We start from the raw sequence: 13222 nt of genomic DNA, 5'->3' as shown, positions 1-13222 counted from the left end.
GGGCATTGGGCATTGGGCATTGGGCATTGGGCATTGGGCATGGAAAATTGAACCAATACGGCATCTGCTATGTTGGTGGAATAGCGAAAGTGCTTAAGATGCTAAAAAGCCGGGTTTTCAGTAAAATTAATTTGGTACAGCTTTTTGGGAAATGCGTCTATAACGCCGTGAAATTTTGCCTATCATCAGATAGTGTGAGAAATGAGTTAATCAAAGTAATTAGGGCTTTGTGTAAATATTCTGGGTTAGAAGTTACAGAGTTAAGTAATTTAAAAATAAAAGCTATTTCTAAGCTCGACTTTATCCAAAATTAAGAACTCGGCTTTCTTGATTCGGCAAAACCCCTGGCTTTTTGGCAAATACTTTTTCCATATCACTGATTTGCGCTCAAGTCCAAAAACTAAAACTACCTTTCCACAATTTACTATCCTTTATGCTGCAACAAAGGTGAGACTGGTTAACCCTAAGCGAATTTATCCATGTTCCACTTTGTCAGCAATCACTCGCAAAGCTAAAGCTTGCACATTGGATATCGCTTGTTGTTGAGTCGAAGCATACACCAAAACACCCGGTATTTCTAAGATTTCTGCAATCCAACGACCGTCTTCTTCTTGTTCGACTTCAATAGTCAAGTGAGTAGATATTGAACTTTGCATTATATGCGATCGCTCTTCACAAACCATCTAGCGGAAATGCGATCGCACTAATCCACTCATTAAGCTAAACCTTTCTTTTGCTGCCATACTGCGATCGAGGCTATAAAAATTTAGTAGCAGAATTAATTCCTAATGTTCAAGTGGTAGCAGATAGATTTCATGTAATGAAAGGTAATGTTAGAAATGAGTATAATTATTTGCCCTGGAATTCATGAGCCAGAGTTAACTGAAAGCTTTAGAGTCGGATTATTAGATATAGTTTGTAATAGCGCGATCGCACGTAACTCCGCAAATATACTGGTTTATCCAGGTAAAGATGTTTTGGTTTTATCAGCTTTGCACATTTTGCAGTTTTTGCGCGAGCGCCTAAGCAACTCTCTAGAATCACCAATTATATTTATTAGCTTTAGTGCTGGCGTAGTGGGGGCAATAGGGGCAGCGCATTTGTGGCAACTCTTGGGTGGTCGTGTCAAAGCATTTATTGCTATAGATGGATGGGGAGTACCACTACAGGGTAATTTTCCGATTCATCGGATGAGTCATGATTATTTCACCCATTGGAGTTCTTGTTTGCTAGGTAGTGGGCAAAATAACTTTTATGCAGAACCAGTAGTTGATCATTTGTCCATCTGGCGATCGCCACAAACTGTACAAGGTTGCTGGGTAGACTCAACAATGGGGATTTTTCCACCTAAAGGTCATCTGACTGCGGCTGAATTTTTGTATATTCTGTTAAAGCGCTATGAAGCAAATTAATCCGGAAAACAGATTTACTGAGCAGGAGTGAGAAATAGAGAATGTAGAGACGCGATTCATCAACTCTGTATAAGAAGACGCGATTCATCACCTCTGTCAAGGGTCAAGGGTCAAGGGTCATTAATTATTTTCTTCCTCTCTCTCTCTGCCTCCCCCACTCCCCCACTCCCCTACTCCATCTACCCTAGTCACTATCCCAAAGTATCTGATGTTTCCAACTGAACCGGCTGCTGTTAATAATGGGTTTGGCGCACTGCTAAAAAATCGCAGTTTTATGCTCCTGTGGATTGGGCAACTAGTGTCCCAGTTAGCAGATAAAGTCTTCTTCGTTTTGATGATTGCCTTGCTGGAGAATTACCCACCTCCTCCTGGGTTAGCAGAAAACTCCATGTACTCAACTTTGATGTTGGCGTTCACCATCCCAGCGATTTTGTTCGGTTCTGCGGGTGGTATCCTTGTTGACCGCTTGCCAAAAAAGTTGATTATGGTCGGCTCAGATATCGTACGTGGACTTTTAACGCTCTGTCTTCCCTTTTTGCCACAGGAGTTCCTGATTCTATTAATTTTAACTTTTGCTATTTCCACGGTGACGCAATTGTTTGCTCCAGCTGAGCAAGCTGCTATTCCCCTTTTGGTAAAACGAGAGAATTTGATGGCAGCCAATGCGCTGTTTAGCAGCACGATGATGGGAGCGTTAATAGTTGGCTTTGCGGTAGGCGAGCCAATACTGAGTGCGGCTAAAGCTTGGCTCGGAGAAGAGTACGGTCAAGAGATTGTAGTCGGAGCATTATACCTGGCGTCTGCTGGGATAATGCAACCAATTAATTTTAAAGAAAACAAGTTTCTTAACGATAGTCAAGCGGTTGTCCATCCTTGGACAGATTTTAAAGCTGGCTTGGGCTATCTCAAGAAAAACCGATTAGTTTTGAATGCCATGCTGCAACTAACAACGTTATATTGTGTGTTTGCAGCATTAACGGTGCTGACAATTCGATTAGCAGCAGAATTTGGTTTAAAAGAAAAACAGTTTGGCTTTTTCTTGGCAGCAGCAGGGGTAGGTATGGTATTCGGTGCAGCAATTTTAGGTCACTGGGGTGATAAACTGCATCATAAACCCTTACCCTTAATTGGATTTTTGATCATGGCGCTAGTTTTGGGGGTATTCACTTTTACCCACAATCTGTTGCTGGCGCTTGTACTTTGTGCATTTTTGGGTGTAGGTGCTTCCCTAATAGGCGTGCCTATGCAAACTTTAATTCAACAGCAAACGCCACCGATGATGCACGGTAAAGTATTCGGCTTTCAAAATCATGCCGTCAATATTGCCCTATCTGCACCTTTGGCAATTACTGGCCCATTAACTGACGCTCTGGGTTTGCGAGTTGTGCTGGTAGGAATGAGTATTGTAGTCGTAGTTGTCGGTATTTGGGCTTGGCATAATACTCGCAGAGTCTTGCAAGATATTATTTAATTAATTTAGGTAAAATAGGAATTTTTAGAAGTTAGAAGCATTTGATTGCACTTTTCAATTAAAATGAAATCTTAACTACAGAATTTCAGCATTAACTTTAGCTATAGTCTGAGGTTTGACCGTGCGATCACAAAGTGTCTCCGTAGGAGATTTGCCTTCCCCAATTGCTCCACAAACTGAGAATCATAAACAATCTCATACTTCTAACCCGCCAGTCGTGCCCAAACGTGCATCTGGCGGTTTTGCTCTGCTTGACAGCCTTCATCGCCACGGCGTTGAATACATTTTTGGTTATCCTGGTGGGGCGATTCTGCCGATTTACGATGACCTGTATAAGGTGGAAGCAACTGGTGCTATTAAGCATATCCTAGTGAGACACGAACAAGGTGCAGCTCATGCCGCTGATGGCTACGCCCGCGCCACCGGAAAGGTAGGGGTATGCTTTGGTACGTCTGGGCCAGGTGCGACTAACTTGGTGACAGGTATTGCCACAGCCTATATGGATTCGATTCCAATGATTGTGGTAACGGGGCAGGTAGCACGTCCATTCATCGGAACAGATGCGTTTCAAGAAACGGATATTTACGGGATTACGCTACCGGTTGTTAAGCACTCCTATGTAGTGCGTGACCCCAAAGATATGGCGCGGATTGTCGCTGAAGCATTCCACATTGCCAGCACTGGGCGTCCAGGGCCAGTCTTGATTGATGTCCCCAAGGATGTAGCTTTAGAAGAATTTGACTATGTGCCTGTAAAACCAGGTTCAGCAAAATTACGTGGTTATCGCCCTACAGTCAAGGGAAATCCCCGGCAGATTAATGCAGCGCTCCAGTTGATTGCTGAAAGTCGGCGTCCCTTATTGTATGTGGGTGGGGGTGCGATCGCAGCTAGTGCCCATGAAGAAATTAAACAACTAGCCGAGTTATTCAACATCCCTGTCACTACAACTTTGATGGGGATCGGTGCCTTTGACGAACATCATCCCCTAGCTTTGGGAATGTTGGGGATGCACGGCACAGCCTACGCCAACTTTGCTGTAAGTGATTGTGACTTACTGATTTGTGTTGGTGCTCGATTTGATGACCGTGTTACAGGCAAGTTAGATGAATTCGCCTCCCGTGCCAAAGTAATTCACATCGACATCGACCCGGCAGAAGTTGGTAAAAACCGCATTCCGGAAGTGCCCATCGTCGGCGATGTGCGGAACGTGTTAACTGACTTGTTGCATCGATGTAAAAAAACAGGTGCAGCAGGTACACCCAATCAAACCCAAGAGTGGCTGAACTTAATTAACCGTTGGCGCGATGAGTATCCTCTGGTAGTACCAGAGCATCCCGACAGTATTTCACCACAAGAGGTGATTGTCGAAATCAGTCGCCAAGCACCCCACGCTTTCTACACCACAGATGTCGGACAGCATCAAATGTGGGCAGCACAATTCCTCAAGAATGGCCCAAGACGCTGGATTTCTAGTGCAGGTTTGGGAACAATGGGGTTTGGCTTACCTGCGGCAATGGGCGCTAAGGTGGCGTTTCCTGATGAAGAGGTCATTTGTATCAGCGGTGATGCCAGTTTCCAAATGTGTTTGCAGGAACTGGGTACATTATCACAGTATGGTATAAATGTCAAGACTGTGATTATCAATAACGGCTGGCAAGGGATGGTGCGCCAGTGGCAACAAGCCTTCTACGGTGAGCGTTACTCATGCTCAAATATGGAAGTAGGAATGCCAGACGTAGAGTTGTTGGCAAGAGCTTATGGGATTAAGGGGATGGTGATTAGCGATCGCAGTCAATTAAAAGATGCGATCGCCGAAATGCTGGCACACAACGGCCCGGTACTTGTGAATGCCCAAGTCACCAGAGACGAAAACTGCTATCCAATGGTAGCCCCTGGTAAGAGCAACGCTCAAATGATCGGCTTGCCTAAGCAGCCACCGAAAGCCGTAGTAGAGCCAGTTTATTGTAGTCACTGCGCTGCCAAAAATCCTCCTACCCACAACTTTTGTGCTGAATGCGGCACTAAATTGTAGAGTTGAGTTGTTTGCTGAATTGAAAATTCAAAATTAAGAACTCATAACCTTGAGCGTGCAACTGACAATTTAGTTGCACGCTTTGTTTTGCGTATTTGGTTAAAATTTTTGGCATGGTAAGCTAAAACACATTTAGATTGCAATCATTCATGAGGGCTGTCATTTGTCAAGAGTCAAAAGTCAAAAGTCAAAAGTCAAAAGTCAAGGCTAATCTGGACTCTGGAATGCGTGACTATTTAAACTAAAACATGTTCAATTTAGGTGCGCGACAGCTTACTTAGCAACTTCTGTTTAAACAAAGAAGACGAGATCCAAATTATAAGATCTATTATGGGCAGAAGGAGTATTTAATGAAATTTAATGCATTCAATAAACCACTGGGTTTTTTGCTGTTATTCTTGTCTACCCAAATAGCATTTAGTTCTAGAGTTGCGAAAGCACAAACTCAAATCGCGCCGACAACTACCACAAAATCAATTTGCTCTATCCAACTGGGAACAGCTATAGATGCTGTAATCAATCGTCCTTTATTCAGCCGCGCCCGCTGGGGTATTTTGGTGCAACCCCTGTCAACCGTGCAAACTCTTTACAATCGAGATGCTCAAAAATACTTTACTCCAGCTTCTAATGCCAAGCTGCTGACAACAGCGGCCGCATTGCAGGAGCTTGGGGTAAATTTTCGTTTTCGTACCTCAATTTATGACAATGGTAATGGTGTTTTGCGTGTTGTTGGTAGAGGAGATCCTAGCTTAAATGATACTCACTTACAAAATTTAGCACAGCAGTTAAAACAGAAGGGTATTATCCAAATTAAACAGTTAATTGCCGATGATAGTTATATTCAAGGAGATATTGTTAACCCCACTTGGCAATGGGAAGATTTGCAATCAGATTATGGCGCACCAGTCAGCAGTTTTATTCTAAATCAAAATGTTTTTAGCTTGAAGATTGTACCGCAAACTGTAGGTAAAATTTCACAAGTTGTGTGGACTGATATTAACGAGTCCAAACAATGGCGGACAATTAATCAGTCAGTTACAGTTGAAAAAAATCAACCAACTAATATCAATTTTACCCGCGATTTATCAGGAATAATATTACGAATCAAAGGACAAATAACAGTAAATTCCGAACCGTATTTACTCAATTTGCCTATAGTTGACCCTAATTATTACTTCTTACGGCGCTTCCGTAATGCTTTAACAACAGAAAAAATTACTTTGGGACAAACATTCGTACTAACTGGTGGTACTAATCAACAGGAAATAGCAGCGGTGGAATCGCCACCTTTATCTGAATTGTTATTAGAGACGAATATAAATAGTAATAATCTCTATGCTGAAGCGCTGCTGAGAGCATTAGCTGTGAGAAAACCAAGGGTGCAAAATCAAACTAGCGCTGATGTCGGGTTAGAAGTTGTCAAAGCGAGTTTAACTCAATTAGGAGTTGATCCGGCAAATTACATTTTGGTGGATGGTTCTGGTTTATCACGTCGTGATTTAGCGACTCCAGAAGCTTTTGTACAAACTTTGCGGGGAATAGCAAAAACACCAGCAGCATTTGTGTATCGCGCATCTTTACCTGTTGCAGGGAAAAGCGGTACTTTGAAAAATCGCTTTCGTAACACATCTGCTGAGGGTATTGTGCAAGCAAAAACAGGCACGATGACGGGTGTGGTTTCACTATCTGGATATGTGAATGCGCTTAGGTATGAGCCGTTGGTTTTCAGTATTATTGTGAATCAATCAGAACAACCTGCAACAGTTGTGCGGCAAGCAATTGATGAAATTGTTGTGTTATTAACGCAGTTGCAGCGTTGTTGATATGTGAATATTGCGATCGCTAAACGAGCTATTTCTTGATTAATGCTTGGAGCGATCGCAAATCATAATCCAAGATTTTCCCAGTCGTAAAAACTTGATATCCACCAAAGAATAAAGCAGATGATACCAAAATCACAAGAAGATTAACTGACGCTAATATATTACCAGTAAAAGCTACTACAGCAATTCCTAGGGCTATTAAAATCCATCCTAAATTAGGGTTTATACGTCGTAGCAAGATAACGGAAACCCCGGCGCAACATAGCAAGATACCAGGAATGCGAAAAAAGATCCCAACTTGAATACTCGCCGCTAAAATTACAACACCTGCAATCATCAAAGCTAAACCTACAAGCTTGGTTGTCTTATCCACCGAAATTTTTCTTTGGTTTCCAGCACTTTCAGACTGAATTGTGCTTAACAGAGGATTTTGTTGATATTGTGGTTTAGCTTGAAGTATAAATGTTACTTTACCTCCTTGACCGAGGTCTATTCTATCTCCTAAATCCACTTGATAAGGAGTTCTAGGCTTTAATCTAGTGTTGTTGACAAATGTGCCATTGGAGCTTCCTAAGTCTTCAATGAAGTAATTACTTCCGTCTATCTGAATCTGTGCATGAATACGAGAAACTAAATCAGCATTTGGCAAACTGGAAATATCAATGTCTGGAAAAATTGGATCATTTGGTTTACCAACGCGGATGACAAGAAGATTTGGTGGTAAATCAAAAGCAGTGTTAGTTTGCACATGAAACAGCTCTAAACTCAGCCCTGTAGTGTTGAATGTATTGAAATTTTGCATGGCTTGTTTTTTGAAGAGCGATAATTGAGTTAATAAAACATAACAACAATCGGGTAAATCTCAACTTCATGTCTCAAACTTAGCATAATTGGAAATCATCAACAGTGTAGAAGAGAATCCGCCTCTAACGTCTACGCTTGCACTGTTTCCAATTCAGCCTTAATAATTTACCTGTTCTTTTGGTTCAGTGTTTTCATCAATCTATAGAATTCCTATTTGATTTTTGAAAAAATTCAGTACACCTCATGACTTACGCAAAAGTTGCCAAAAAGCTTAATTGATCAAACCGCCTTCTCTACAAGACACTACGTGAACGCGCAGCGGATCGTAGAGAAGAACGCCGAGAATTCGTAGAGTGTGCGTAAGTCCTACACCTTTATTACTTCTTCTCTATTCCCCATTCCCTATTCCCCATTCCCTATTCCCTATCTCTACGAGTGATTCAGCAATCAAAGCGGCTTACTATATTACCTTTGTGGTTGATTATCACAAACTAAACTCCGCTGCATTATCTTCATCCACATCTACATCTTTTCCAGCAGCAGTAGGTTTAAATTTAGAACCATGAATTAATTCACCAAATGAAATTCCTGGATTTTGGTGAAGAATATTCAATAAACTCATAAAATCCCGTACAATCTCTCCTGGTGTAAGTAATGCTTCTGCACCCAAGCGATTGACAATTTCTTGAACAAACTCCTTTAACTCAGGATTTTTCAAAGCTTCGTCATACCCAAAATTGACAGCATGAATCTCAGTTAGGCGTTGCAGAAGCGTGAGAATTTCTGCTTCACTTAACGGATTGAGCCGAATTACTGGCCCTAAATATTCTTGAATACCAGCTTGTGTAACAAAACGGCTTTCTTTTGTGCGCCTCCGCCAAGCTTGATCTGCAAAAAGTCCGCGTTTTGGGTCTTCTAAAAATCTGGTTGTTCCACCGATAACAATGCCAAGATGTTCTGCTTTGCACTGCATAGTGTCATTAAACATTACTAGGAGTCTATTATAGTTTTTTTCACGCGTAACTGTAGTTGATATTTGGTATATATGTACGGCTTCATCAAGCAATACTAGAAGCCCTTTATAGCCAATTTCAGCCACAAACTTAGCAAATAGTTTGATGTAGTCATACCAACTATCATCATCAATAATTACTCGCACTCCCAAGGCTGCTTTTGCCTCAGTTTTAGTACTAAATTCTCCACGAAACCAGCGCATTGCGGCGTTTTTCAATTCATCATCATCTAATCGGTAGCCACGCCAATAAGCAATAATAACACTGCCAAAATCAAACCCGTGAACTAAGTCTTCAATATACTGAACTACTTCCCTAATTTTTGCTTCAACTTTGTCATCAAAACCATTATCACTGGGACGCATTCCAGTTTCTTTAACAACTTCTTGTTGGATTTTATTAATCCATCCTTCTAAAATTGAGACTAAAGCACCACCATCAGGACGAGTTTTTGTAGCTAGGCGGCTCATTAGTTCTCGATAGGTTGCGACACCTTCATTATTAGTTCCTGCTAATCGGCGTTCGGAAGATAAATCAGCATCGGCTACTACAAAACCTTGCTCCATAGCACGGTTACGAACCATTTGTAGCATGAAGCTTTTCCCGGAGCCGTAGTTACCAATTATAAAACGAAATGACGCTATACCTTCTGTGATGTCGTCAAGATTTTGTAATAGGCTTTTAAGTTCCTTTTCTCGACCTACTGCTATATGTTCAACTCCCACTCTTGGTACCACCCCTGCACCAAGAGAATTTATTAAGGCAGTAGATATTTTTTTCGAGATTTTGAGCTTTGCCATTTATTACACCTCACTTTATTTTAAACCCAGAGGCGCGTAGCCAGTAGCTAAGGCTTACATTCACCTCACTAATAATCTGACGACGGCGAGAATAATTTAATTTGATGAGGCGTGTCTAGCCATAAGAATTTCATACATTGCAATCATTTTTCTGACGTTTATGATATGCTCTTGATAAACTTCTGGAATTTCCAAATTAGGCTCAATTATTAATTCACCAATAGTATCATTTGCCTGCTCATTTATAGAATCTATTAATAGATTTGGCATGGTAATATTTGCTTCAGCAATCTGTTTAATAGCTGCTTTAGGATTATCTTGTTCGACTATGGCTTTTAATACTTGCATTTCATATCCTGGTAGTTTTTCCAAAAAATCATTCCATTCATTAGGTAATTTTTCTGATATATCGACTGGACTATTTATTATTTCTAATGGTTCAATTAATTCAGCAAAAGGAAATAATTCAAGATTATCTTCCTGGGCGTCATCAGATGAGGGTTCCGAATTAATTGTTTCTACTTGTTGGAGTAATTCCCAAACTTGGTTTTGCAACAAGTCTCGTTCTTCTTGCAATAATGAAATTTGCTCTTGTAAATGATTGAGTTCAACTTGTTGAGATGCCATTTGAGTTTGAAAAGAATTCAAGTTAGCTTCTATATTTTCTCTGGCATTGGTTGTAGCTACTAATAATTGATTTTCCTTAGTTGTCTTAATTTCTAACTCTTGAATTTTAATTCGCAGTTCGTATAGTTTATCTTCTAGCTGAGGTTTAAGCCTGCCTAGTAGAGTTAAATTGCTTTCAATTTCTTGTTTTTCTTGCTGTAATTCACAAATTTTAGTTTGCAACTGAGTTATTTCAGCGTTAGATATATTATAATTAAACTCTAGACGACGTTTTTCAGTTGTGAGAGTAGCAAAAGAATTGTTCAGTTCTGCTTTACTTTTATCCAGGCTATGAAGTTCAGTTTTTAAGTTACTAATTTCAGCGTCTAACTGCTTTCTTTGCCCTGCAAAAGTGCTTAACTCTCGATTCAGACTATCCCTTTGATTACGGCATTCTATAACTTGATTTTGTAATTGCTTAGACTCTGAGTATAGTAAACTACGATGGTCTTCTATTTGATTGATTTCTCTGACAATACGGGACTTCAATCCCTCCATCTCTTTAATTTGCTTGCGGAGAGAACCTAGAACAAGCATTTCATGATTTCTGCGTCGCTTGTCTACAAATAATGCTGCTGTATACGTAGCAAGTACAGTGATTACACTTGTGAGAAAGGCTTTATTAAAATCCCAGCTTGGAACGAGACTAAGGCCAAAACTCACGCTAAAGGCAACTATGCCTAGGATAAATCGATTACTTACCATTAGTGATTGCATATTGCTTATTTTTAGAGTAGTTAAGTTATTAGAATAAGTAGTTATTAAGGTCATTACCCCTCATATAGTTAATTGTTTTTAATTCTCCGATTATAAGTATTTTATATAACACTATAGTAATCCGATTTGATTCGTGAACTGACTGGTGGAGACAGGGAATAGAGAATAGGGAACAGGAAAAAAGGGAGTTAGAGGTGTACGCAGTTTTTTCACTTAATCAAATATGAATCCTATATTTTATTAAATTAAAAACAATTAAATCAGTAGCTAATTAATTTTCAGGCTGTGTGTCGGACATATTATTATCTGCACCAAATATTGCTAAGTCTGCTTTTAAAAAATCAACAAACTGCCGTGCTGTGCGACCAGAACGACCATTATGGCGAGTTGCCCATTGTAATGCTTGATATTCTAAATCTTCTGGCTTAATATTAATTCCAGCTTGTGCTGCTAGATGCCCGACAATTTTTAAATAAGTTTTCTGATCAGCTGGTTCAAAGGTTAAGGTTAGACCAAAGCGATCGCTAAATGAAAGCTTCTCTTGCATAGTATCCCATGCATGAATTTCTTCATGGTCTTTGGGAGCAGGTCTATCGACAAAGAACTCTCGAATCAAGTGGCGGCGGTTGGAGGTGGCGTACACAACTGTGTTTTGAGGTCGCGCGGTTAAATTACCTTCTAAAACTACTTTGAGTGCTTTAAAGGCATCATCATCTTCTTCAAAAGAAAGGTCATCGACAAAGATGATAAATTTTTGTGACAATCCTCGCAGATGTTCCACAATTTCTGGTAGGTTTTTTAATTCAGATTTTGCCACTTCCAGCAAGCGCAGGTTGCGTTGGGCTTTGCCCTTACCGGAGGAATCGCTATATTCATTCAACAAAGCTTTCACCAAAGAAGATTTTCCTGAACCGCGACTACCGTAAAGTAATACGTGCAGTGCCATTTCTCCTGATAATAAAAACTCTGTATTTTTCAGTAAAGCATCTCGCTGAGACTCGTAACCTACTAGTGTATTCAACTTAACTGTATCTGCATACCGAATACCGACAAACTGCCCAGATTGCCAGCGTAGAGCGTGATATTCTGCAAATAGACCAGAGCCAAATTGCTGATAATAAGCTGCTAAATCTTCTACAGCGTTACCCCAACTTTCTAAATGTTGTAGAGATGTGAACAATCTCGTATCTGTTCCTACCCTTTTTGGTTCCTGATACCAAACAACTGGTGAAATCGGCAGTTGGGCTACGGTTTGTACCCACTCACTTAAAGAAGCGCTGCTACATTCATAGAGACTCTGCAATGCTTGTAAATCATGTTGAGCTGCTGCTACTAAAGCCGAGGGCAAATCCTCGAATTCTCGCTGTTGAGCAAGCCTTGTAAAAGGGTTCTCTGAGATGAGAATTTGAGTAATTAGGTAGTCCTCCCAATTTTGATTTCTAGCAGCCAAAGCGTGGAAGTAAATACCGTAGGCTTGGAGGCAGCTCCGCGCATCGGCATCAGTGTAACGTATAGCTTGCAACAGGTCAAGAAATGCCACCCCTACTTCGCCTTGGAGGACAGATTGGTACAGTAAAAGTGACGCTGCTTGGCGCTGGAGAAATTGCACCTTTGTGTAGGAGGAGGTACTTGCCGTTGGCATGGCTTGATTATCCATCAATCAATTTGGTGATGTAGCTAAATAGCTATGATAAATTGTCTGCTGACCCTGGCAGTAAAGTTAAAATCTACATAGGTTTTAACAATTGATTTAGGTATAATTGCTACTCTCTATTACGGTATTTTAGCGTTGGTTGGTGGCATTATTGGCTATGTTCAGGCCAATAGTCAAGTTTCACTCTTAAGTGGCAGCATTAGCGGGCTATTACTAAAGGGTTTGGGATTGCTTCGTTTCCTTTGCAATGACATAAATATTTTTGCATACCCACTTATCACTCAGCAGCTAGGATATTAAGGACGGCTTGTCACCAAGTAAATATTTTTGGAGTGTTGGACAGTGTTGGGCAATGCCTACGGCGGCAAGCTACGCAAAACTAAATAATGCTACTTATATTTTGGGATAATTAATAGTTAATAATGATAACGAGCTTGTAAAAAATTTATTTCATCATCTTTTACAAGATATACAATTCTATGTTCTTGTGTTAAACGGCGAGACCAAGTATTAGGATCTAAATATTTTAGAGGTTCTGGCTTACCTTTCCCCTTAAAAGGATCTTGACAAGTCTCTTTGACAAGATCCAAAACTCTAAGGGTAACTCGTTGATCATTTTCCACCCAAAATTTTAAGTCTTCTAAAAATTCAGGTTGAAATACTGTTTTTCTTTGCTTTTGAGTTGCTGGAATTTCTTGTTTTGATGGTTCTTCAGTACTTGTTATGCTAAACTAATAATTAAATTGCCAATTTAATAGACATCTAACTCTGAAATTTTCAAAATTTCTAAACCCATAACCAGAACGCTTAATTAGCTTAAGTTTGTTATT

The 13222-nt window shown here is 40.3% G+C and carries 13 protein-coding genes; 6 read left to right on the top strand and 7 right to left on the bottom strand.

Annotated elements, in window-relative coordinates:
* Positions 1-473: 473 nt before the first annotated feature.
* On the bottom strand, positions 474-656 hold the full coding sequence (locus IQ246_RS24610; RefSeq protein WP_194005946.1) for a type II toxin-antitoxin system HicB family antitoxin: 183 nt from the start codon (positions 654-656) through the stop codon (positions 474-476).
* Between the two features lie 77 nt (positions 657-733).
* On the opposite strand from IQ246_RS24610, the gene IQ246_RS30605 reads away from it, so the two are divergent.
* From IQ246_RS30605 to dacB, 5 genes are all read left to right on the top strand, one after another.
* The gene (locus IQ246_RS30605) at positions 734-871 is read left to right on the top strand and encodes a transposase (protein ID WP_244142149.1); all 138 of its coding nucleotides are present in this window, start codon (positions 734-736) and stop codon (positions 869-871) included.
* Positions 840-1412 carry a hypothetical protein gene (locus IQ246_RS24600; protein WP_194005945.1) on the top strand — a complete coding sequence of 191 codons (573 nt, stop codon included), beginning with the start codon at positions 840-842 and terminating at the stop codon, positions 1410-1412. The genes IQ246_RS30605 and IQ246_RS24600 overlap by 32 nt, the downstream gene beginning before the upstream one ends.
* A 208-nt stretch (positions 1413-1620) precedes the next feature.
* On the top strand, positions 1621-2883 hold the full coding sequence (locus tag IQ246_RS24595; protein WP_194005944.1) for an MFS transporter: 1263 nt from the start codon (positions 1621-1623) through the stop codon (positions 2881-2883).
* Between the two features lie 121 nt (positions 2884-3004).
* Positions 3005-4915, top strand: coding sequence for a biosynthetic-type acetolactate synthase large subunit (gene ilvB / locus IQ246_RS24590; protein WP_194005943.1), 1911 nt, complete (start codon positions 3005-3007; stop codon positions 4913-4915).
* A 350-nt stretch (positions 4916-5265) separates the two neighbouring features.
* Entirely contained in the window at positions 5266-6738 is a 1473-nt protein-coding gene (gene dacB, locus IQ246_RS24585; protein WP_194005942.1) for a D-alanyl-D-alanine carboxypeptidase/D-alanyl-D-alanine-endopeptidase, read from the top strand.
* Positions 6739-6766: 28 nt separating this feature from the next.
* Here dacB and IQ246_RS24580 read toward each other — a convergent pair whose 3' ends face one another.
* The 4 genes from IQ246_RS24580 to IQ246_RS24565 form a co-directional block, all read right to left on the bottom strand.
* A complete protein-coding gene (locus tag IQ246_RS24580) occupies positions 6767-7540 on the bottom strand; it encodes an FHA domain-containing protein (RefSeq protein WP_194005941.1) in 774 nt (257 codons plus the stop codon).
* Positions 7541-8026: 486 nt separating this feature from the next.
* Entirely contained in the window at positions 8027-9355 is a 1329-nt protein-coding gene (locus IQ246_RS24575; RefSeq protein ID WP_194005940.1) for an ATP-binding protein, read from the bottom strand.
* Positions 9356-9451: 96 nt separating this feature from the next.
* Positions 9452-10792, bottom strand: coding sequence for a tellurite resistance TerB C-terminal domain-containing protein (locus IQ246_RS24570; RefSeq protein WP_244142148.1), 1341 nt, complete (start codon positions 10790-10792; stop codon positions 9452-9454).
* A gap of 217 nt (positions 10793-11009) precedes the next feature.
* Positions 11010-12395 carry an ATP-binding protein gene (locus IQ246_RS24565; protein WP_194005939.1) on the bottom strand — a complete coding sequence of 462 codons (1386 nt, stop codon included), beginning with the start codon at positions 12393-12395 and terminating at the stop codon, positions 11010-11012.
* Between the two features lie 87 nt (positions 12396-12482).
* On the opposite strand from IQ246_RS24565, the gene IQ246_RS31015 reads away from it, so the two are divergent.
* Positions 12483-12692, top strand: coding sequence for a TMEM14 family protein (locus IQ246_RS31015; RefSeq protein ID WP_194005948.1), 210 nt, complete (start codon positions 12483-12485; stop codon positions 12690-12692).
* A 116-nt stretch (positions 12693-12808) separates the two neighbouring features.
* Here the strand turns inward: IQ246_RS31015 and IQ246_RS24555 are convergent, their stop codons facing one another.
* Both IQ246_RS24555 and IQ246_RS24550 read right to left on the bottom strand, forming a co-directional pair.
* Entirely contained in the window at positions 12809-13084 is a 276-nt protein-coding gene (locus tag IQ246_RS24555) for a Txe/YoeB family addiction module toxin (protein ID WP_194005947.1), read from the bottom strand.
* A gap of 39 nt (positions 13085-13123) precedes the next feature.
* The coding region (locus tag IQ246_RS24550) for a transposase (protein WP_194004112.1) at positions 13124-13222 on the bottom strand (99 nt) is incomplete at its 5' end.

The sequence above is a fragment of the aff. Roholtiella sp. LEGE 12411 genome, from assembly GCF_015206995.1.
GTDB lineage: Bacteria > Cyanobacteriota > Cyanobacteriia > Cyanobacteriales > Nostocaceae > Komarekiella.
Note: the sequence above shows the minus strand (reverse complement) of the source record. Positions and strands in the feature narration are given on the sequence as shown.